A 20,375-nucleotide genomic window follows, 5' to 3' on the forward strand; every position below is an offset into this window, starting at 1 on the left:
CCGCGTGACCGGCATCCCCACCGCCGCGCTCATCGCCTGCGCGGTGATCGTCCTGGCCCTGGGTGCCCTCCTGTCAGCCGGCGAGTCCGCCCTGCTGCGCTTCACCCGCGCCGCCGCCGACGACCTCATCGAGGAGGGCCGCCGCGGAGCCACCCGGGTCCGCCGCCTGGCCGAGCACCGCACCCGGGTCCTGGGCGCCCTCAGCGTCGCCCGCGTCGCCGTCGACATGCTCGCCGCCGTCCTCATCACCCTGGCCGCCTCCGGGCTCGTGCGCGCCTGGTGGCAGGTCCTGGCCCTGGCCCTGCTGGCCAACATCATCCTGCTGGGCGTCGTCGTCGGCTTCTCCCCACGCACCTACGGCCGGCGCAACCCCGCCGCCACCCTGCTCGCCCTGGGCGGCCTGCTCACCTGGGTCGACATCCTGGCCGCCCCCCAGCGCCGCCTCGTCTCCCGCACCCGCCGCCCCGAGTCCGCCCCCACCGACGCCGAGACCCGCGAGGCCGTCAACGAGGACCTACGCGAGATGATCGACGAGATCGGCGAGACCGACACCATCGAGGACGAGGACCGCGAGATGATGCGCTCGGTCGTCGAGCTCGGCCAGACCCTCGTGCGCGAGGTCATGGTCCCACGCACCGACATGGTCACCATCGACGCCCACAAGCCCGCCTCCGCCGCCATGCGCCTGTTCATCCGCTCCGGTTACTCACGCGTCCCCGTCATCGGGGAGGACGCCGACGACGTGCGCGGCATCCTCTACCTCAAGGACGTCCTGCGACGCCTGGCCGCCCACCCCGAGCACGAAGCCCTCGCCGTGGCCGGATTCGCCCGGGACGCCGAGTACGTCCCCGAGATGAAACCCGCCGACGACCTCCTGCGCGAGATGCAGACCGGCCGCTTCCACATGGCCCTGGCCGTCGACGAGTACGGCGGCACCGCCGGCCTGGTCACCATGGAGGACCTCCTGGAGGAGGTCGTTGGCGAGCTCACCGACGAGCACGACCCCGAGCTGCCCGAGGTCGTCGAAGTCGCCCCCGGCACCTACCGCGTCCCCGCCCGACTCGCCCTGGACGAGCTCGGCGAGCTCTTCGACCTCGAGATCGACGACGACGACGTCGACACCGTCGGCGGGCTGCTCACCAAGGCCATCGGCCGCGTCCCCCTGCCCGGCGCCGCCGGAGACACCCAGGGCGTCCACCTCCAGGCCGAGGAGGCCACCGGCCGCCGCCGCCAGGTCTCCACTATTCTCGCCTCGCGCACCCCCGCACCCGAAGAGGACACCGATGACTGACACCGCCGACCAGACCGCCCCCGCAGCCCACGACGACCAGCCCCAGCCCACCGAGGAAGCCCCCGAGGAGCTGCTGGCCGAGCCCCTCGAGATGCCCGCGCCCGGCCCCGCCCCGGCCGGCTTCCGCTTCCCCACCGACGCCGAGCTCATGGACGGCCCCAACCCGCTCACCGACCCCGACGACGAGGAAGACGGCGAGGACGAGCCCGACGACGAGGACGGCGCCTCCGACTCCACCCGCGTCGAGATCGTCGTCCCCGACTTCCCCGAGGACTTCCGCGCCGGCTTCGCCTGCATCGTGGGCCGCCCCAACGCCGGCAAGTCCACCCTCACCAACGCCATGGTCGGCGCCAAGATCGCCATCACCTCCGGACGCCCCCAGACCACCCGCCACAACGTGCGCGGCGTCATCCACAAGGAGAACGCGCAGATCGTCCTGGTCGACACCCCCGGCCTCCACCGCCCCCGCACCCTGCTGGGCAAGCGCCTCAACGACCTGGTGCGCGAGACCCTCACCGACGTCGACGTCGTCGTCTTCTGCATCCCCGCCAACGAGAAGATCGGCCCCGGCGACCGCTTCATCACCCGTGACCTCGCCGAGCTGCGCACCCCCGTGGTCGCCGTGGTCACCAAGGCCGACACCGTCACCCGAGAGGCCCTGGCCGCCCAGCTCCTGGCCGTCAGCGAGCTGGGGGAGTGGGCCGATATCGTCCCGGTCTCAGCGCAGCGCAACGAGCAGATCGACGTCCTGGAGGAGGTTCTGCTGGGGTACATGCCCCTGTCCCCGCCGCTGTACCCCACCGGTGAGATCACCGACGAGCCCCAGCAGGTCATGATCGCCGAGCTCGTGCGCGAGGCCGCCCTGGAGGGTGTGCGCGACGAGCTGCCCCACTCCCTGGCCGTCGTCGTCGACGAGATCGCCGACCCCGACGACGAGCACGAGGTCGGCCGCATCAAGGGCGCCGGGGGCCGCCTCCAGGTGCGCGTGAGCCTCGTCGTCGAGCGCGACTCCCAGAAGGCCATCATCATCGGCAAAGGCGGACGGCGCCTCAAGGAGGTGGGCGTCACCGCCCGCAAGGGCATTGAGCAGCTGCTGGGCCGCAAGGTCTACCTCGACCTGCACGTGCGCACCGCCAAGGACTGGCAGTCCGACCCCAAAGCCCTGGCCCGCCTCGGTTTCTGAGCCTCCCCACGCTGTCGGTGCAACGGTACGGACGGCATCTGGGACCAAGGGGACTTGCGACACGTGGCGACTTGATGCTCGAATCGGTCGCGCATAAGGGGTGTTGTCACGCACACTTGGAGGGTCCGATGTCACATCGACCTGGAGGCCACACGCATGACGAACACCGCCGTTCCCAGTCAGCCCCGCACCGACTCAGGTAACGCAGGACGCCGCTGCCCCGACGACCTGTGGGCGCTGGGCGAGAAAGCCGTCGCCCGAGCACGCCGGTGGGCTGACGAGTCGGCATCCGAGCCGGTACCGCGCTCAGCCAAGCTCCTTTCCCGCATCCTCTCCGACCCCGAGGGCCTGACATTCACCACCCGCTTCGTCGACGACGTCGTGCGTCCCACCGACCTCGACGTCGCCAGCACCGCCCTCAAGCGCCTGTCGGCAGGGCGCACCGACTTCCTGCCGCCCGCCCTGGCCGGAGCCATGGGGCTGGGATCGGCCGCCTCCCGCCTCGCCCCGCGCACCGTCACCGCGGTCGCCCGGCGAGTCTTCCGGGAGATCGTCGGCGACCTCGTCGTCGACGCCACCGACAAGGGACTCGGGCCCGCCCTCGCCCGCCTGCGCAAGGGCGGCAACCGCCTCAACGTCAACCTCCTGGGTGAGGCCGTCCTGGGGGAGAAGGAGGCATCCCGCCGCCTGGCCGAGGTCTCCCGCCTGGTCACCCGAGAGGACGTCGACTACGTCTCGGTCAAGGTCTCCGCCGTCACCGGCCCCCACAACCCCTGGGGCTTCGAGGAGGTCGTCGCCCACGGCGTCGACGCCCTCCTGCCCCTCTACCGCCTGGCGCGCGACCACGGCACCTTCCTCAACCTGGACATGGAGGACTACAAGGACCTCGACCTGACCATCGCGGTCTTCACCGCGATCCTCGACCAGGAGGACATGCGCGGCTACGAGGCCGGCATCGTCCTGCAGGCATACCTGCCCGACTCCCTGGGCGCCATGCAGCGCCTCCAGGAGTGGGCTGCCAAGCGTGTCGCCTCCGGCGGCTCACGCGTCAAGGTCCGCATCGTCAAGGGCGCCAACCTGTCCATGGAGAAGGTCGACGCCGAGATCCACGGCTGGGAGCTGACCACCTGGCCCTCCAAGCAGGCCACCGACACCAACTACAAGCGCATGCTCTCCTGGGCGATGACGCCCGAGCGCACCCGCAACATCCGCCTGGGCGTGGCCGGCCAGAACCTCTTCGACATCGCCTTCGCCTTCGAGCTGCGCGCCGCACGCGGCGTCGAGGACAGCGTCGAGTTCGAGATGCTCTCCGGCATGGCCACCGGCATCCAGGAGGTCGTGCGCCGCGACACCGGACACCTCCTGCTGTACGTGCCCGTCGTCGACCCCCACGAGTTCGACGTCGCCATCTCCTACCTGGTGCGCCGCCTGGAGGAGAACGCGGCGCCGGAGAACTTCATGTCCGGCGTCTTCGACCTGGCCAGCAACGAGCAGATCTTCGCCCGCGAGCGCGACCGCTTCCTGGCGGCCCTGTCCGACCTCGACCCGGACGCCCCGGTGCCGGTGCCCAACCGCACCCAGAACCGGCTCGCCGAGCGGGAGGCGGGCATCCCTGAGGAGACCGGCACGGTCGCCGAGCGCGCCAGGAGGCCCTTCGTCTCCGAGGCCGACTCCGACCCGGCCCTGGCCGCCAACCGCCAGTGGGCCCGGGACATCGCTGCCGCCATCCCGGGCTCCACGCGGGGCGTGGCCGAGGTGGAGGCCGGCGCCGCCCGCCTGGCCACGAACGCCGACGTCGACTCCCTGGTGGCCTCAACGGCCGAGGCGGCCGGCGTCTGGCAGTCCCTGGACCCGGAGGAGCGTGCCGCCGCCCTGCACCGTGTCGGTGACGTCCTGGCCGCCCGGCGCGCCGAGCTCATCGAGGTCGCCGGCTCCGAGGCCGGCAAGACCATCGACCAGTCCGACCCCGAGGTCAGTGAGGCCATCGACTTCTGCCACCACTACGCCGAGTCCTCGCTGCTCCTGCACGACCCGGAGTACATGGTCGGGGCCCGCTTCGCCCCGGTGGACGTCACCGTGGTCGCCTCGCCCTGGAACTTCCCGGTGGCCATCCCCACCGGGGGAGTGGCCGCGGCCCTGGCGGCCGGCAGCGCCGTCATCCTCAAGCCCGCCCCGCCGGCCCGACGCTGCGCGGCCGAGCTCGTGCGCGCCTTCCACGACGCCGGGATCCCCGAGGACCTCGTGGTGCTCGCCCCGCTGGAGGACGGGGAGGTCTCGCGCCACCTGGTGACCCACAAGGACGTCGACCGCGTGGTCCTCACCGGCTCCTATGACACGGCCCGCCTCTTCCGCTCCTGGAAGCCGGACATGCACCTGCTGGGGGAGACCAGCGGCAAGAACGCCATTATCGTCACTCCCTCGGCCGACCCCGACATCGCCGTGCGCGACGCCGTCTACTCGGCCTTCGCCCACGCCGGCCAGAAGTGCTCGGCCTCCTCCCTGCTGGTCCTGGTCTCCTCGGCCGGCAAGTCCGAGCGCATCGCCCGCCAGCTCGTGGACGCCACCGCCTCCCTGCGGGTGCGCCTGCCGCTGTCGCTGGACTCCCAGATGGGGCCCGTCGTCGTGCCCGACGATGAGAAGGCCGTGCGCGGCCTGACCACTCTGGGGGTCGGTGAGCACTGGGTCCTCAAGCCCCGCTACCTCGGTGACGGCCTGTGGACCCCGGGTATCCGCGCTGGGGTCGTGCCCGGCAGCGAGTTCCACCTCACCGAGTACTTCGCGCCGGTCATCGGTGTCATGCGGGTCGACACCCTTGAGGAGGCCATCGAGGCGGTCAACGCCGTCGACTATGGGCTCACCTCCGGGCTCCAGACCCTCGACGCGGCCGAGCTGGCCGTCTGGCTCGACTCGATCCAGGCCGGCAACATCTACGTCAACCGCGGCATCACCGGGGCCATCGTGCGCCGCCAGCCCTTCGGCGGCTGGAAGCGCTCGGCCATCGGCTCGACGACGAAGGCCGGCGGGCCCTCCTACCTGCTGGGCCTGGGGGACGTGGAGCCCGCAGACGGCCAGGACGTGAAGGAGCTGGCCGGTCAGGGCACCGCGGCGCTGGATCCGCGCGTGGCGAGCCTGTGCGACGCCGTCAGCGGCCAGCTGGGCGAGGCCGACCTGGCCGGGCTGCGCCGGGCCCTGGTGGCCGACGCCTCCGCCTGGAGGAGCGCCTACGGCGTCAACCGCGACGTCACGGCACTGGCCTGCGAGCGCAATGTCCTGCGCTACCGGCCCACTGACGTGCTTGTGCGCGCCGGGGCGGGAACCGAGCTGGCCGACATCGTGCGCGTCATGGCGGCCGGTGTGCGGGCTGGTGGCTTCGTCAGCCTGTCCGTGGCCGACCGTCTGCCCCAGCCGTTGCAGAACGCGCTGCAGGCCGCCGGCGTCCAGGTGGCGGTTGAGGACCAGGGTGCCTGGGACGCCCGCCTGGCCGAGCTCTCCGCATCCGGCGGGCTGGGAACGCGCGTGCGCATCCTCGGCCCGCGTGAGGAGACCTCCGCCGCCCGCTGGAGCCACGCCAGCCGGGTGACCGGCGGAAGCCCCGACATCGCCCTGTACACGGGGGCCGTGACGGCCTGCCCGCACTCCGAGCTGCTGCCCTTCCTGCGTGAGCAGGCGGTGGCCATCACCAACCACCGCTTTGGCACCCCGCTGGACCTGGCCGAGGGCCTCCTGTAGGGAGGTAGGCGCCGGGACGCGGACACCTCGTCGAACCGAGTAATCGGGTGGTGCCCTCCCCCAGATGGGGAGGGCACCACCCGACTGCGAGTAACGCCTCCGAGCGGCCTGATGAGGCTCTTTGTCCTCTTGCCCCTGATGATGCTACCCGAGTAGCATGCAGGTATGAAGTTAAGTGTGAGTTTGTCGGAGAGTGACCTCATTCTGCTGGACCGATGCGTGGAGCGTGACGGTTTGGCGTCGAGGTCTGCTGGTATTCAGAATGCCATCCGCCTGCTCGGAAAAGCTGATCTTCAGGATGCTTACGCTGAGGCCTGGTCCTCCTGGGATGCCTCTGAGGATGCAACCGTCTGGGATAGTACGGTCGCTGACGGGATCGATAGAGGTGAGGATGCTACGAGGTGAAATCCGCCTTGTCGACTTTGATCCTTCTGTCGGCAGTGAGGCGAACAAGCGTCGACCTGCGCTCATAGTAAGTAATGACCACGCCAATGCGGCGGCCGCACGTCTTGGTCGCGGCGTGGTGACAGTGGTCCCATTGACCAGCTCAACCTCGCGAGTTCTTCCCTTTCAGGTCTTCCTCCCCTCGGAGGCAACCGGCTTGCCCAAGGACTCCAAGGCTCAGGCGGAGCACGTTCGATCGATTGCTGTGGAGAGAGTCGGCGAGGTTGTCGGCTGGTTACCCAGTGGCCTGATGAAAATGGTTAATGAGGCTCTGATCCTGCATCTCTCCTTGTGATGGTGTCTCACGTCAGGCGGGGGAACTCCTCCAGGGAGAAGACCGACTCCACGGGCACGTCGAAGTAGCGGGCGATGCGCAGGGCCAGGTGCAGCGAGGGGGCGTACTCCCCACGCTCGAGGTAGCCCACCGTCTGGTAGTGGACGCCGAGGGCCTCGGCCAGCTCACGGCGGCTCACCCGGCGGTCGGCGCGCAGGACCGCGATCCGGTTGTGGACGACGTCGTCGGACATGGTCACAGACCGGTCTGGGAGCGAATGGTGGACTGCACGCGCGCCAGACTACCGATCGTCTCCTTGCGGAAGCTGCGCCGCACGATGAACGAGGCTCCCGCGAAGCCGAGAACCGTCCATGCCGCCAGGACCCCGACGGCGAGCACTGGTGAGAAGGCTCGGCCCACCTCCCATGAGGGGTCACCCACCAGCGCCCAACGGGTCAAGTGCCCCGACCAGTACGTTGGCAGCGCCAGCTGAACCGCCTGCAGCCAGGAGGGGAGCCGGTCCATGGGCATGAAGAAACCGCTCGTTCCGATCAGGGCGAACATGGGCAGGTAGGAGGCCATGAAGCTATAGACGCCGCGGACGAAGGCACCCACGAGGAAGCCCAGCGGGGCTGTCGCAACGGCTGACAGCACCATGAGCGGCAGGCAGGCCAGCACCTGGGGCGCACTCAGGGGCAGTGCCTCAACGAACAGTGCGCCCCCGAGAAGAATGGCGCTCTGGAAGACGAGGGTCTGAGTGACTGAGGACATTGTCTTACCGATTGCCCACGTCAGCGGACCGTAGGGCAGGACGCGCACCCGCAGCAGGGCTCCACCGATACGGTCGACGTAGGCCTCGCTGGCGATATGGAAGGTGATGAAGCAGCTGATCGTGCCAATGCTGCCGGCGAGGAACATGGGGCCGAAGGCCGCGTGGGCCGCGGTTGCGACCTGGCTGTTCTTGCCGACGATCACGATGGCGCTTACGGAGACCAGCAATGCGACGCTCGACCCGACAATGCCTGCTCGCAGGTCCAGGGCCGCCTGGCGACGGGCCGCGCGTAGAACTGCGAGAAAAGTGCGAGTGCTCATGACTGGGGCTCCTTGCTGCTGACGAGGGAGAGGTAGGTCTCCTCCAGGGTGGGGCGGGTAATGGTGAGCCCAGTGATCGCGTCGAGGTCGAGCTCCTTGACGAAGCGCTCGGGGCAGTGGGTGGAGTGGACGTGGTGGGTCCCGTCCTGGACCCAGGTGATCTCGGCGCCGTGGTCGAGGCGCTCGCGCAGCGCCGTGACTGTGCCGTCGGCGAGGATCCGTCCCTCGTTCATGATGAGCACCCGAGAGGCCAGGTGCTCGGCCTCGGCCAGGTCGTGGGTGGTCATGACGATGGTGGCGTCGTCGTCGACCCGGGCCAGAATGAGGTCGTGCAGGCGCGCCTTGGAGACCGGGTCCAGTCCGGTCGTCGGCTCGTCCAGGACGAGGAGCTCGGGTGAGGCCATGAGGGCGGCCGCGAAGTCAATGGTGCGTCGCTGCCCGCCGGAGAGCCTCGACAACCGGGAGTCGGCCTTCTCACTGAGGCCGACGGCGTCGAGCACCTCGTTGACGCTGCTCACTCGGCTCGCCGCCGTCAGCTGGACCGAGCGGATCCACTCCAGCTGGTCCCTCACCCTCCACTTGGCGTGGTCGGTCCAGCTCTGCTGCACCAGCCCGACCCTCGCCCAGAAGTCGGCACCCGCCCGGCGCGGATCGGTGCCGAGCACACGCACCCTGCCGGCGGTCGGGGTCAGAGATCCCAGCAGGTTCTCCACGAGGGTCGTCTTGCCCACGCCGTTGGGGCCGAGCAGGCAGACGACCTCGCCGGCCTCGACCGACAGATCGATGCCGCGCAGCACCGGGGTGTCCCCGTAGGAGAACTCGAGGTTCTCCGTGGTGATGACTGGAGTCATCGCACAAACCCTCCTGAGTAGAAGCGCAACTGAATATAGTAGAGATGCTACATCATGGTGTTGGTGTGCGTCAGAGTGCGAGACATGGCTCGCGGAGGAGCCTCTGCACCCTCTGTCTCACTCTGCGGTCCCACGCGACCCCCTTACCTGACGACGGGTCTTCATCGGGGTAGGGTCTACGCCGTGCGAGCGACTCCAGGCCACCAGGTGAGCCTCCTGCTTAGTCGCCGCGGCGGGGCCTGACAGGCCGGCACCCCGACCGCGGCTGACTCGTCCTGCCCGGCCACGTTCGCGGCTGTGTTCCTCAGGAGTCAGACGAGTCTTCCGGGAACCGCCGTCGAATCACGAAGCACCTCACCCAGGAGAGTCTTGATGCGCAACGCCCGCCCCGCCCCCCAGCAGCCCTCCGGTATGCCGTTCGCCAAGTACCGGCCCTTCCTCGACGTCGTCTCCATCGACCTGCCCGACCGCACCTGGCCGGACAAGCGCATCACCGCCGCCCCCCGCTGGCTGAGCACCGACCTGCGCGACGGCAACCAGTCCCTCATCGAGCCCATGGGCCCCCAGGCCAAGCGCGCCGTCTTCGACCTGCTCGTGAGCATGGGCTTCAAGGAGATTGAGATCGGCTTCCCGGCCGCCTCCCAGACCGACTTCGACTTCGTGCGCTCCCTGGTGGACGACGGCGCGATCCCAGAGGACGTCACCATCTCCGTGCTCACCCAGTCGCGCGGCGAGCTCATCGACCGCACCCTGGACGCCTGCATCGGCATCCCACGGGCCACCGTCCACCTCTACAACGCCCTGTCGCCCCTGTTCCGCAACGTCGTCTTCCGCATGGACCGCGACCAGATCCGCGAGCTCGCCGTCGACGGCACCCGCCAGATCATGGCCCGCGCCGAGAAGGTCCTCGACGAGGACACGATCTTCGGCTACGAGTACTCCCCGGAGATCTTCGTCGACACCGAGCTCGACTACAGCCTCGAGGTCTGCCAGGCCGTCATGGACGTGTGGGAGCCCGAGGAGGACCGCGAGATCATCCTCAACCTGCCCGCCACCGTCGAGCGCGCCACCCCCAACGTCTACGCCGACCAGATCGAGTGGATGAGCCGCCACCTGCCCCGGCGTGAGTCCGTGTGCCTGTCCCTGCACAACCACAACGACCGCGGCTCGGGCGTGGCCGCCGCCGAGCTCGGCCTCATGGCCGGCGCCGACCGCGTCGAGGGCTGCCTGTTCGGCCACGGCGAGCGCACCGGCAACGTGGACTTGGTGACCCTGGCCCTCAACCTCTTCAGCCAGGGCGTGGACCCCATGCTCGACCTGTCCGACATCGACGAGGTCCGCCGCACTGTCGAGCGGGCCACTGGCATGGACGTGCCCCCGCGCACCCCCTACGCCGGCGAGCTCGTCTACACCTCCTTCTCCGGCTCCCACCAGGACGCCATCAAGAAGGGCTTCGCGGCGCGCAACACTCAGGTCAGCGCCAAGCAGGCCGAGGGGCTGACCGACGCCGAGGCGGAGATCGCCGTCCCCTGGGCCATGCCCTACCTGCCCATCGACCCCCACGACGTGGGCCGTTCCTACGAGGCCGTCGTGCGCGTCAACTCCCAGTCCGGCAAGGGCGGGGTCGCCTACCTGCTGGGCACCACCCGCAAGCTCGAGCTGCCGCGCCGTCTCCAGATCGAGTTCTCCCGCATCGTCCAGCGCCACACCGACACCTACGGCGGCGAGGTCGACGGCGACCGCCTGTGGTCGATCTTCGCCGACGAGTACCTGCCCGCCGCGGCCGCCCCCGAGGCCGAGCTCAGCCGCTGGGGCCGCTTCGAGCTGCGTGGGGCCACCCTGACCTCCACCGGTGATGACGAGGACTCCACCCTCACCGTCACCCTGGTCGACGGAGGCCAGGAGAAGCACCTGACCGCCTCCGGCAACGGCCCCCTGGACGCCTTCGTCACCGCCCTGGAGAGCACAGGCCTGAGCGTGCGGATCCTCGACTACGCCGAGCACGCCCTGAGCGAGGGACGCGACGCGAAGGCCGCCAGCTACGTCGAGTGCGAGGTCGACGGCCAGATCCTGTGGGGCGTGGGCATCGACCCCTCCATCACCACTTCCTCCTTCAAGGCCGTCATCTCCGCCATCAATCGCGCCCTGCGCTGAGAGGGCGTGAGAGACTGCGCCCGTGACGAGCAGGCTGTACCGGGATGAGGCGATCATCCTGCGCACCTACAAGCTGGGCGAGGCCGACCGCATCATCGTGATGCTCACCCGCCACCACGGACAGGTGCGCGCCGTGGCCAAGGGGGTGCGCCGCACCACCTCCCGCTTCGGCGCCCGCCTGGAACCCTTCTCCATGACCGACGTCCAGCTCCACGCCGGACGCACCCTCGACGTCGTCACCCAGGCCGAGATCATCGACCCCTTCGGCCGAGCCGTGAGCGCCGACTACGCCATGTTCACCTGCGCCTCGACCATGGTGGAGACCGCTGAGCGCCTCAGCGCCGACGACGGAGACCTGGGCACCGAGGCCAGCCCCCAGCAGTACCTGCTGCTGGCCGGGGCCCTGGCCGCCATGTCCCACCGCCGCCACGCCCCCGGACTCATCCTGGACTCCTACCTGCTGCGGGCCCTGGCCCTGGGCGGCTGGGCGCCCTCGTGCTACGACTGCGCCCTGTGCGGCGCCCCCGGACCCCACCGGGCCTTCCACATCCAGGCCGGTGGCGCGGTGTGCGAGTCCTGCCGCTCGGCCGGCGCCGTCGAGGTCGAGCCGGCCACGATGGCGCTCCTGGGCGCCCTGCTCTCCGGCGACTGGGCCGTGGCCGACGCCTCCGGCCAGCGCGAGCGCTCCCAGGCCTCCGGACTCGTCTCGGCCTACACGACCTGGTACCTGGAGCGGCGCCTGCGCTCCCTCGCACTGGTGGAAAGGGCATAACCATGACAGACGTCGCCAGAGACATGACGGTCGAGGCCGCCCCGCCCCTGCACCGGCCCGGCCTGACCCCACCCGTGCTGCCGGCCGGCTCCCTGCCCCAGCACGTCGCCGTCGTCATGGACGGCAACGGTCGCTGGGCCAACGCCCGCGGCCTGCCCCGCACCGAGGGCCACCGGGTGGGGGAGGCCAATATGCTCGACGTCGCCGCCGGCGCCATCGAGATCGGCGTCAAGGAGCTGAGCGTCTACGCCTTCTCCACCGAGAACTGGCGGCGCTCACCCGGCGAGGTCCGCTTCATCATGGGCTTCGCCCGCAAGGTCCTGCGCGTCCAGCGCGACGTCCTCAACTCCTGGAACGTCAGGCTGCGCTGGATCGGGCGCACCCCGCGCCTGTGGAAGTCCGTCCTGCACGAGCTGCGTGAGGCCGAGCGCGTCACTGCGCACAACACGGGCCTGGTCCTCAACCTGTGCATCAACTACGGCGGGCGGGCCGAGATCGCCGACGCCGCCCGAGCCATTGCCGAGGATGTCGCCGCCGGCCGCCTCAAGGCCTCCTCCATCAACGAGAAGACCATCCAGCGTTATCTCTACTCACCCACCATGCGGGACGTGGACCTGTTCATCCGCACCGGCGACGAGCAGCGCACCTCCAACTTCCTCATGTGGTCCTCCTCCTACGCCGAGCTCTACTTCTCGCCCCTGGCCTGGCCCGACTTCAACCGCACCGAGCTGTGGAAGGCCTGTGAGGCCTACGCCGGACGTGAGCGCCGCTATGGCGGGGCCGTGGACAAGGTGCTGCACGAGGAACCGGCCGGCGCCGAGGACCCCGAGGACGACGAGGAACCGCACATCGACGGGAAATAGGGAACTGTCTTGTCTCTTCACATCTAAGACATGTGAGTGTCATGGCTGCTGAGACGCTCGCTCCTGCGGGATTCCGGGGTGGGATAACTTGGCCTGGAATCGATGGCGGGCACGAAGGAAGAGGCGTGACGGGGCGCCAGTGTCCATGACGCTGACATCAACCTCGCTCAGGCGCCGTACTTCGAGAAGAAACCCCAGAATTCCAACGATTCACGCTGGCGGCTTCCGCGGCGAAGCCGCTGATGTCAGCGCTGTGGACACCGAGCCGCTGTGGGATCGAGTCTTCGGGGCCCCTACATGCTGCGTCAAGTGGCGGTGGGTAGCTGTGTCGAAGGTTGCGGGTTGTCGAGGGGGCTGTTGTGGATCATGGTGTGCAGGGTCAGGAAGCGGCGGTGGGCCAGGGTGAGGACGATTTAGTTGTGGCGGTTCCCCTGGTTGCGTTTGCGCTGGTAGTAGTCTCGGGGGACGGGGTCGGAGCGACGGTGAGCGAGCTTCCTGGCTTGCTCCGTGCTGCTCTGATGCCTCACTCCTTACGACGCTCACACTGACGGCGCAAGCAAAACTTGACCGCGCGCCCGAGCCGTACCTCCCGCGAGAGAATGCGAGGTACGTCATCTCTCAATTGTCCCAATGCTCACGCGACTCGGACGATATCGACTGTCACCCGTGGTGAAGGCAAGGGAGCGGGTTGTCTGGGTTACGTCAAGCCGCAGCACTTTACGGCTATCCCCCGCGGGAGTTCTTCGAGGGGCTAGCAACGTCCGCCCTTCCGCTTCCGCTTCGCTGACGATCGGTTTCTCGCACGGCCCTTTGTCTTCGGAGGGCGTGGCGCAGATAACGCGTCCGCAGGCCGTAACTTGGAGAGAGCTGCCTCTACTTCAGGTTCTAGGTCGCCGAGGTGTGACTCGTAAAGGGTGCGACCTAGCGCGTGGGTTGCTTCGTCGTAGAGGAAAGCAGCTGCGCGTCGCATTCCCCATTGATGTGCTTTTGCCTGAATATAGGTGCTGATCTCGTGGGCAAATTCGTCGAAGTCTTTGGATGGGGGCCGTGTGATCCAGGCTAGGACCCAGCCGTCGCCGCGGGCGTCAACCATGGGTATGGTCACGGATCTTCCGCGACCATCTTCAAATGGGTCGTCCAACAGATCGCGAGGTATGCGCGCCATTCGTTGCTGTGTGGTCTTAGCTCCTGACAGCAGAGTAGCGCCGATGCTCAGCCATGCGAACGCTCGATTTGCTTTCAGCTCGTCCAAGAGTTCTCGGAGCGGGCTAGGTCCCATCGTTGGTTTCTTGACGGTGAAAGTCTTTGCGAAGTCGAGTTTTGCCGCTTCGCCGGCGCCGTGGGGGCTTCCTGATTCCACGACGATACGTTGACGGTGCCATGCGTCAAGTTGGTCGGTTAGGCTCGTGATGTATTCGGGTGCCTGTCTCTTAAAGCGTCGGCGTTCTGCGGCCGTTATTGCCGGAAGGTACGGGTGTTGCTTGCGGAGTTCGTCTGGGTCCGGTTCGACGTAAAGGCCCTTCTGTTGGAAGTGAAGGAAGAGGTCGAGTTCGTCGGACGCGGTATAGATGACGGTCGTTAGAGGATCGGTGCGGCGTCGGAGATAGAGGAGGAACTCGGACGGGTGGTCGATGAGTTCAACGATGAGATCTAGGTCGTGCAGGGAGACGGTCCAAGCGATGCAGTCCTTGTCGATGAAACCGGCTTTGATGAGTTCGGCCGTACCGGTCGTCGTCGCTGCAAGGTCCTCGAGGCTTACTGCGACAATGTGGATCTCTCGAACGGAGCTCAAGTCCATCCACTCCACTCCGTGGAGTCTGAGTCCTCGGTCAGCTTTGATGCGGTCCCGAAGGCGCCGGGCCTGACTGACTGCTCGTTCGATGATGCGTTTTAGGTCGTTTCGGAGGCGCCGTGTGTCTCCTGCTCTCGCGGCCGGAGCGATGGCGACTGCCTTGTCTTCGACGATGATGGCGACGTCATCGAGGATGAAGAGATTATCACCTTCGACGCGCTTCGTGTAGCCCTCGACCGGACCCGCTTCTTCGGCCTCGGTAGCAGGCACGTAGTACTCGAAGCCGTGTAGGACAGTTGCGCCAGGGAGGACACGGGTGAGCGCCGCCTCGGTTCGTTCCTCAAGGACCTTTCCTCGGTGCGCTTGGTACTTGTCCCAGGCCTGGGTGCCTTTGAGGTGCTGCTCGAAGGCTTCGCGGACAGCGACGACGATGTGGGCATCGTGGACGAGCATGAAACGTCCATCCATACCGGCGATGACCGGGTTGGTCCGCAGCGGGTTATCCCCGGCTGCAAAGGCGTCGATCACTGACCGTGGTGTCGATCCGCTCAGGTCTATTTTGAAAAACTCGAACACAGCCTGGACCGCGGCGCTGTCCAGACCTGTATAGTCAGCGACCTCCTGCGTGCTGACGGTGATGAACTGGCTTTCAGGCTCCCAGAAGTTCTGCCACTCTCCGATCCAGTGGGTGCGCTCTTCTTCGTTGAGGCCCTGGGGGTGCGCTTGCATGGCGCCAGTCATGTTGTCACGCCATTTGTTCATGCGGCCACTGAATCGGTCTACCTGAATCTTATGGCATCCCTGTAGAGCTCGAAAGGCTTCATCGACGCCGAATCCGAGATCCGCCCTGAGGGCCTGGTCAACGTCTTCGTTAGTGAAAAGTTCTCTTACGGTGATCTCAACCTGGTCGGGGTAAGAAGAGTTCCTCATCCAGACTTCAGCGCCACGCACCTTCGCCGTGATGAAACCGATTTCATCTTCCGGGTCCCTGTCTAGGAGAGCCTTGGTCTGTTCAAGGTGTAGGATAGCATCTACAGCCTCTATCCTGCGGTGGACAGCGTCGGTGATAGGCTGGATCCGCAAGTCCCTGCAACTAGGCTCTTGACACTCAGGGGGCTCCGGCGAGGCAGGAGGTCCCGCTTTGCCAGCGAGGCTTCCGTGACCCGTGATCGCTAGAAGGGCCAATACCTCAGCGCGGGTCAAACCTGCCTCAGATGCCCCCGCTTGGGGAAGAAAGGACCATGGGAGGCACCTGATCCGCGCAACCTCGACGACACGCACTGGATCGAACTCGGCGATTGCTGCCGCCAGATCTTCAATCGCGTCGGCTAACCGTTTCTCGACATGGGCAGACGGGTCCTCTGCGGACAGGAGCTCAGCACACAGACTGAGTTGCGCGCCAACGGAGTTGAGGACCGCCTGCACATGCGGGTCAGCCGGCGGTCGTGTTGCCCTGCGTTGTGTTGGCCGTCGGCGTTTTTTCTTACCCATTCCCTTCAACCTCTCTCCTCGGTGTTCATGAAGACACACGAACAGTTCCTCGTGGCGCTGACTACTGCTCCATCTGCTGCAACGGGAGGGACCGTAGCCCCTGCAAGTTTGACTGCCAGTCACCGCGAGCCTGACTGCGTTGAGTCGCTCGACGGGGTCTCGCTAGCAGACTACTGGAGTAGAGCCAGCACACCGCCGCCTATCGTTCGGGTTACGGCATCCCGCCGCGGGCGCCCTAACTCGTTGTACTGATCGGGGGGTTGGTTAGGTGGGTGAGGGGTGGGTGGGCTTAGGGTGGCGGTGTTGGGTCGGTGGTTATTATAGAGGTGTCAACTGCCCCGGGTTTGATGGAGGCAGCGATGGCAAGGAAGGATCATTGTCATGGGACAGACGAAGTAGCCCGATGAACTGCGGAAGCGGGCCACGAGAATGGTCTTGGAGCCGCTGTCCAATCCGGTGTGGGTTAAGGGGGTGGTACTCAGGATCGCCGAGGAGTTGGGCGTTCACCCCGAAACTCTACGGTCCTGGGTCAAGAAGGCTCAGGTAGACGTGGTCTGAGGTTGGGAATCACCACCGATGAGGTGGCCCGGATTGGGGAGCGTGAGAAAGAGGTCCGAGAGCTGCGAAGAGCCAACACGATCCTGAAGAGTGCGTCGGCTTGTCTATCGCGGCGGAGTGTGATTGCCCATCTCGTTGATCTGCCAGAACATCGACTTCCAAACCCACTCAACCTGCCTCATCGGCGTCTTCAGGTGCTATGGCGGTCCGAGGTCTCACAAGTCATGAGATAACGCAGCAGAGGGCTGAAAACAGTCGCCTGGCACAACCCGGCTCGGACACCGGGTCAGTCAGACCTGCTCAGTCCTGTGAGGCGTCCTGGGTCGAGCAGGTGGCGCACAGGCCGAAGAACTCCGCCGTGTGCTCCATCTGGGTGAAGCCCTGCCGGGCCGAGACCCGCTGAATCCACTCCTCCAGCCCGCCGCCGGAAACCTCCACGGTGTAGCCGCAGCGGCGGCACACGATGTGGTGGTGGTGCTCCTGCTCCTCGCAGGCCCGATAGAGGACCTCGCCCTCGGCGCTGCGCACCTGGTCCACCGCGCCGGACTCCGCCAGCGTCTGCAGGTTGCGGTAGACGGTGGCCAGTCCCACCTTGGTGCCCTCGGCCTCCAGGGCGGCATGGATCTGCTGGGCTGAGCGGAACTCGTCGGTGCGGGCGAGGATGTCGGTGACGGCGGCCCGCTGGCGCGTGGCGCGGGGACGCTGCGCCGTGCTGCTTGCGCTCATGATCTGCCTCCTGAGGTGATGTGGTGCCGTCGCGAGCGGCTGACGAGCTGCAGCAGTCCGGACAGGAGGGCGACGACGGCGTAGCCCCCCACTAGGAGTACCACGATCATGGCGCCGGGAGAGGCCGCCACCAGGTAGGTGATCGTCAGACCCGACACGCAGGCCACCACGCCCAGCCCCATCGCCAGGTACATGGTGCGGGCGAAGGAGTGCGACACGAGCTGGGCGATGGCCACCGGCACGATCATGACCGCCGAGACCAGCAGCGCCCCCACCACCCGCATGGACACCGAGACCGTCAGCGCCGCCACCACCGCCACCAGCACGTTGAGAGCGCCGGTGGGCAGGCCGCAGGCGTGAGCGAACTCCTCGTCGTGGCACAACGCGAACAGCGGGCCGCGCAGCCCCAGCCCCACCAGGAGCACCAGGGTGGCCAGGGCGATGGTGAACCAGGCGTCGGAGACCGAGACCGTGGAGATCGAGCCGAACAGGTAAGAGTTGAGGTTCGTCGTCGTCCCGCCGGCGACGCGAATGAGGATGACGCCCCCGGCGATGCCCCCGTAGAACAGGATCGCCAGGGCCACGTCTCCCCGGGTGCGGCCGTTGGCGCGGATGACCTCGATCATCACGGCTCCCAGCACGCTGATGAGGATCGCCCCGGGCACGGCCCAGGCGTCGTGAGGAGTGACGTTGGCGGCGGCCCCGGCCAGCCAGCCCAGGGCGATCCCGGTGAGGGCGATGTGCCCGATCCCGTCGCCCAGCAGCGCCAGGCCCCGCTGAACCAGGTAGGTGCCCACCACCGGGGCGGCCAGCCCCACCAGGACCGCCACGATGAAGGCCCGCTGGATGAGGGGACTGGCGAGCATGTCGGAGACGAACTCGATCATGGGCGGGTGCTCCTACCGGAATGAGGGCGCGTGTCAGGCAGCCGATGGTCGAGGACGGGGGCGTGGTGGGCCGGAGGGCCGCCGGCGTCCGGGTGGTGGTCACCGTCGGCGCCGTAGTCGGAGTGTGTGCGGTGCGGGTCGCCCTGGGGCGCACCGGTCCCGCTGTCGCGCAGATGAGCGACCTCGCCGGCCGGGCCGTCGGCGACGAGCCGGCCGTCCTGCAGGAGGATCGCCCTCTGGACGACGTCGGAGAGCTCACCCATCTCGTGCAGAACCGTCACCAGGGTCAGCCCCTGCGCGCGCAGCCCCTGAAGGATCTCGGCCAGGGACTCGCGGCTGGCGCGGTCGATGCCGGCCAGGGGCTCATCGAGGATGAGCAGCTCGGGGGAGCGGACCAGGGCGCGGGCGATGAGGACCCGCTGGGCCTGCCCGCCGGAGAAGACCTGGACATGGTCCGCAGCCCGGTGTGCCAGCCCCACGGCGTCCAGGGCGGCCATGGCCTTCTTCTTGGCACTTCGCCCCCGATCTGCCCAGGGCCGGCGCGGCCCCAGGAGCCCGGAGCGCACCACCTCCAGGGCGGTGGCCGGGACGCCGGAGCCGGCGCCGATCCGCTGGGGGACGTAGCCGACCCGCTCCCAGGGGACCCGGTGGCGGTGCGAGGTGGGGCTGCCCAGGAGCTCGATGCTGCCGCCGGACAGGGGCACCAGTCCCAGAACGGCCTTGACGAGGGTGGACTTGCCCGAGCCGTTGGCGCCCAGGATCGCCACGGACTCGCCGCCGCCCACGGCCAGGCTCACGTCGTCCAGGATGAGGGAGGAGCCCAGGACGACGCTGAGCTCACGGACCCTGATGGCGAGCGCGGACGACGCCGCCCGGGGGGAACCGGACGGCGTCGTCACAGACGCTGGTGATGGTGGAGATGATGAGGTCATACGGTTGCGATCATGCCAATCTGAGGGGACGTCATCTGCTCGGGGCGTCGGGCTCGGCGGCCCGGGCCCGAGGCTACTTGCACTCCATGGCGGACCTGAGCCGCTCCAGGTTGCTGGTCATGGCGTCGGTGTAGTCGCCCCGCTCGGGCTTGGACTCCAGAGGGCTGAGAACGCTCGTCTTCGCATCGGTCTCCGCGGCAATCGCCTTGGCGGGGGCGTCGGAGACCAGCTCCTCGGTGAAGATGGTCTTCACCCCCGTCTTCTCGACCACCGACTTGATGTTGGCCATCTCGGCGGGGCTGGGCTCGGTCTCCGGGTCGATGCCGGAGATGGAGGCCTGGGTCAGGCCGTAGCGGTCGGCCATGTAGCCGAAGGCGGCGTGGGAGGTGATGAAGGTCTTGTGCTGGCAGCTGGTAAAGCCCTGCTTGTACTGGTTGTCCACTCCGGTCAGCGCCGTCTTGAGCTTGTCCAGGCCCGCCTTGTAGTCGTTGGCGTTGGCCGGGTCGATCTTGGCGAAGGAGGCCTCAAGGGCCTCGGCCACCTTGATCATGCGGTCCGGGTCGAGCCAGAAGTGCGGGTCGAGGTTGCCGTCGTGCCCCTCACCGCCCTCGGCGTGCTCGTCGTGGCCGTGCTCGTCGTGCTCGGCCTCGCTGGCCTGTGCGGTGGCGGCGGCACTGGCCGAGGCGCCGTCGGTGGCCTCCTCGCCGTGCTCGTGCTCTTCCTCAACCCCCTCGTGGTGGACGAGGTTGGCCGGCTTGCTCAGGTCCACCACGGTGGGGCCGGAACCGACCTCCTTGACGGCCTTGTCCAGGGAGGGCTGGAAGCCGGGGACGTAGGCGATGATGTCGGCCTTGCCCAGCTCGGCGGTCTCCTTGCCGGAGAGCTCGAAGTCGTGCGGCTCGACGTTGGAGGGGGTCACGGTGGAGACCTTGACGAGCTTGCCGCCAATGGACTCGGCCAGGTACTGGATCGGGTAGAAGGACGTGGAGACCGTCAGGGTCTTGCCCGGGGCGATCGTGTGCGGCGCCGATGCGTCTGACGAGCTCTCGCCCTTCAGGGCGCTGCACGCGCTCATGCCGGCAGCCAGCATCAGGGTGGCTCCGAGCGCCACGACGCGGTTGAGACGACGGGAACGAGCCTGTGAAACATTCATGCGAATCATTCTCATACTCTGTCGGTCCTGCGTCAAACTCGGGGCGAGCCCGCGTGTGCGCTGCTGAGAGCCGGTTTGGACGGCAGTCGGCAGGGCCTCCCGGGCGCGTGCGCGCGTCGGTGGTGCGACGGGCCCCTCACCGACGCTCGGCCCCTGTCCGCCTAGACTGTCACCACTCGTCCC

Annotated in this window: 16 protein-coding genes; 8 read left to right on the forward strand and 8 right to left on the reverse strand. The window is 67.8% G+C overall.

Annotated elements, in window-relative coordinates:
* Window positions 1-4: 4 nt before the first annotated feature.
* The 4 genes from HMPREF9058_RS04260 to HMPREF9058_RS13005 all read left to right on the forward strand — a co-directional run bounded on the left by HMPREF9058_RS04260 (window position 5) and on the right by HMPREF9058_RS13005 (window position 6,942).
* Window positions 5-1,291, forward strand: a complete 1,287-nt coding sequence (locus HMPREF9058_RS04260) for a hemolysin family protein (RefSeq protein WP_009406262.1) — start codon at window positions 5-7, stop codon at window positions 1,289-1,291.
* The gene (gene era, locus HMPREF9058_RS04265) at window positions 1,284-2,474 is read left to right on the forward strand and encodes a GTPase Era (RefSeq protein ID WP_009406336.1); all 1,191 of its coding nucleotides are present in this window, start codon (window positions 1,284-1,286) and stop codon (window positions 2,472-2,474) included. The genes HMPREF9058_RS04260 and era overlap by 8 nt, the downstream gene beginning before the upstream one ends.
* Window positions 2,475-2,630: 156 nt before the next feature.
* Window positions 2,631-6,203 carry a bifunctional proline dehydrogenase/L-glutamate gamma-semialdehyde dehydrogenase gene (locus tag HMPREF9058_RS04270; protein ID WP_009747506.1) on the forward strand — a complete coding sequence of 1,191 codons (3,573 nt, stop codon included), beginning with the start codon at window positions 2,631-2,633 and terminating at the stop codon, window positions 6,201-6,203.
* Between the two features lie 391 nt (window positions 6,204-6,594).
* Entirely contained in the window at window positions 6,595-6,942 is a 348-nt protein-coding gene (locus HMPREF9058_RS13005; RefSeq protein WP_009406067.1) for a type II toxin-antitoxin system PemK/MazF family toxin, read from the forward strand.
* A gap of 7 nt (window positions 6,943-6,949) precedes the next feature.
* Here HMPREF9058_RS13005 and HMPREF9058_RS04275 read toward each other — a convergent pair whose 3' ends face one another.
* Genes HMPREF9058_RS04275 through HMPREF9058_RS04285 form a run of 3 tightly spaced genes read right to left on the reverse strand, consistent with a single transcriptional unit; the run spans window position 6,950 to window position 8,864 of the window.
* On the reverse strand, window positions 6,950-7,174 hold the full coding sequence (locus HMPREF9058_RS04275) for a helix-turn-helix transcriptional regulator (RefSeq protein WP_020991564.1): 225 nt from the start codon (window positions 7,172-7,174) through the stop codon (window positions 6,950-6,952).
* 2 nt (window positions 7,175-7,176) lie between these two features.
* Entirely contained in the window at window positions 7,177-8,013 is an 837-nt protein-coding gene (locus tag HMPREF9058_RS04280) for an ABC transporter permease (protein ID WP_009747351.1), read from the reverse strand.
* A complete protein-coding gene (locus tag HMPREF9058_RS04285; RefSeq protein WP_009406348.1) occupies window positions 8,010-8,864 on the reverse strand; it encodes an ABC transporter ATP-binding protein in 855 nt (284 codons plus the stop codon). Before HMPREF9058_RS04285 ends, HMPREF9058_RS04280 begins: the two co-directional genes overlap by 4 nt.
* 372 nt (window positions 8,865-9,236) lie before the next feature.
* On the opposite strand from HMPREF9058_RS04285, the gene leuA reads away from it, so the two are divergent.
* From leuA to uppS, 3 genes are read left to right on the forward strand one after another with little or no spacing between them, the layout of a single operon-like run.
* A complete protein-coding gene (gene leuA, locus HMPREF9058_RS04290; protein ID WP_009405564.1) occupies window positions 9,237-11,018 on the forward strand; it encodes a 2-isopropylmalate synthase in 1,782 nt (593 codons plus the stop codon).
* 22 nt (window positions 11,019-11,040) lie between these two features.
* A complete protein-coding gene (recO, locus tag HMPREF9058_RS04295; protein ID WP_009747607.1) occupies window positions 11,041-11,790 on the forward strand; it encodes a DNA repair protein RecO in 750 nt (249 codons plus the stop codon).
* Between the two features lie 2 nt (window positions 11,791-11,792).
* Window positions 11,793-12,653, forward strand: coding sequence for a polyprenyl diphosphate synthase (gene uppS, locus HMPREF9058_RS04300; RefSeq protein WP_009406184.1), 861 nt, complete (start codon window positions 11,793-11,795; stop codon window positions 12,651-12,653).
* Between the two features lie 751 nt (window positions 12,654-13,404).
* Here uppS and HMPREF9058_RS04305 read toward each other — a convergent pair.
* Complete coding sequence (locus tag HMPREF9058_RS04305; RefSeq protein WP_050797989.1) at window positions 13,405-15,528, reverse strand: hypothetical protein; 2,124 nt, start codon at window positions 15,526-15,528, stop codon at window positions 13,405-13,407.
* Window positions 15,529-16,365: 837 nt separating this feature from the next.
* On the opposite strand from HMPREF9058_RS04305, the gene HMPREF9058_RS13990 reads away from it, so the two are divergent.
* Complete coding sequence (locus tag HMPREF9058_RS13990) at window positions 16,366-16,494, forward strand: transposase (RefSeq protein ID WP_009405806.1); 129 nt, start codon at window positions 16,366-16,368, stop codon at window positions 16,492-16,494.
* Window positions 16,495-16,794: 300 nt separating this feature from the next.
* On the opposite strand, the gene HMPREF9058_RS04315 is transcribed toward HMPREF9058_RS13990, so the two are convergent.
* The 4 genes from HMPREF9058_RS04315 to HMPREF9058_RS04330 form a co-directional block, all read right to left on the reverse strand.
* Window positions 16,795-17,220, reverse strand: a complete 426-nt coding sequence (locus HMPREF9058_RS04315; RefSeq protein WP_009405782.1) for a Fur family transcriptional regulator — start codon at window positions 17,218-17,220, stop codon at window positions 16,795-16,797.
* Complete coding sequence (locus HMPREF9058_RS04320; RefSeq protein WP_004565082.1) at window positions 17,217-18,107, reverse strand: metal ABC transporter permease; 891 nt, start codon at window positions 18,105-18,107, stop codon at window positions 17,217-17,219. Before HMPREF9058_RS04320 ends, HMPREF9058_RS04315 begins: the two co-directional genes overlap by 4 nt.
* Window positions 18,104-19,039 carry a metal ABC transporter ATP-binding protein gene (locus HMPREF9058_RS04325; protein WP_009405608.1) on the reverse strand — a complete coding sequence of 312 codons (936 nt, stop codon included), beginning with the start codon at window positions 19,037-19,039 and terminating at the stop codon, window positions 18,104-18,106. The genes HMPREF9058_RS04320 and HMPREF9058_RS04325 overlap by 4 nt, the downstream gene beginning before the upstream one ends.
* Window positions 19,040-19,112: 73 nt before the next feature.
* A complete protein-coding gene (locus HMPREF9058_RS04330; RefSeq protein WP_009747582.1) occupies window positions 19,113-20,192 on the reverse strand; it encodes a metal ABC transporter substrate-binding protein in 1,080 nt (359 codons plus the stop codon).
* Window positions 20,193-20,375 lie beyond the last annotated feature (183 nt).

This window comes from Actinomyces sp. oral taxon 175 str. F0384 (genome assembly GCF_000223355.1).
Lineage (GTDB): Bacteria > Actinomycetota > Actinomycetes > Actinomycetales > Actinomycetaceae > Actinomyces > Actinomyces oris.

Coding starts and splice junctions, on each gene's coding strand:
- uppS (WP_009406184.1), top strand. CDS start 11,793: ATGACAGACGTCGCCAGAGACATGACGGTCGAGGCCGCCCCGCCCCTG.
- era (WP_009406336.1), top strand. CDS start 1,284: ATGACTGACACCGCCGACCAGACCGCCCCCGCAGCCCACGACGACCAG.
- HMPREF9058_RS04285 (WP_009406348.1), bottom strand. CDS start 8,864: ATGACTCCAGTCATCACCACGGAGAACCTCGAGTTCTCCTACGGGGAC.
- HMPREF9058_RS04270 (WP_009747506.1), top strand. CDS start 2,631: ATGACGAACACCGCCGTTCCCAGTCAGCCCCGCACCGACTCAGGTAAC.
- HMPREF9058_RS04320 (WP_004565082.1), bottom strand. CDS start 18,107: ATGATCGAGTTCGTCTCCGACATGCTCGCCAGTCCCCTCATCCAGCGG.
- HMPREF9058_RS13990 (WP_009405806.1), top strand. CDS start 16,366: ATGGTCTTGGAGCCGCTGTCCAATCCGGTGTGGGTTAAGGGGGTGGTA.
- HMPREF9058_RS04325 (WP_009405608.1), bottom strand. CDS start 19,039: ATGACCTCATCATCTCCACCATCACCAGCGTCTGTGACGACGCCGTCC.
- HMPREF9058_RS04330 (WP_009747582.1), bottom strand. CDS start 20,192: ATGAATGTTTCACAGGCTCGTTCCCGTCGTCTCAACCGCGTCGTGGCG.
- HMPREF9058_RS04275 (WP_020991564.1), bottom strand. CDS start 7,174: ATGTCCGACGACGTCGTCCACAACCGGATCGCGGTCCTGCGCGCCGAC.
- HMPREF9058_RS13005 (WP_009406067.1), top strand. CDS start 6,595: ATGCTACGAGGTGAAATCCGCCTTGTCGACTTTGATCCTTCTGTCGGC.
- leuA (WP_009405564.1), top strand. CDS start 9,237: ATGCGCAACGCCCGCCCCGCCCCCCAGCAGCCCTCCGGTATGCCGTTC.
- HMPREF9058_RS04280 (WP_009747351.1), bottom strand. CDS start 8,013: ATGAGCACTCGCACTTTTCTCGCAGTTCTACGCGCGGCCCGTCGCCAG.
- HMPREF9058_RS04315 (WP_009405782.1), bottom strand. CDS start 17,220: ATGAGCGCAAGCAGCACGGCGCAGCGTCCCCGCGCCACGCGCCAGCGG.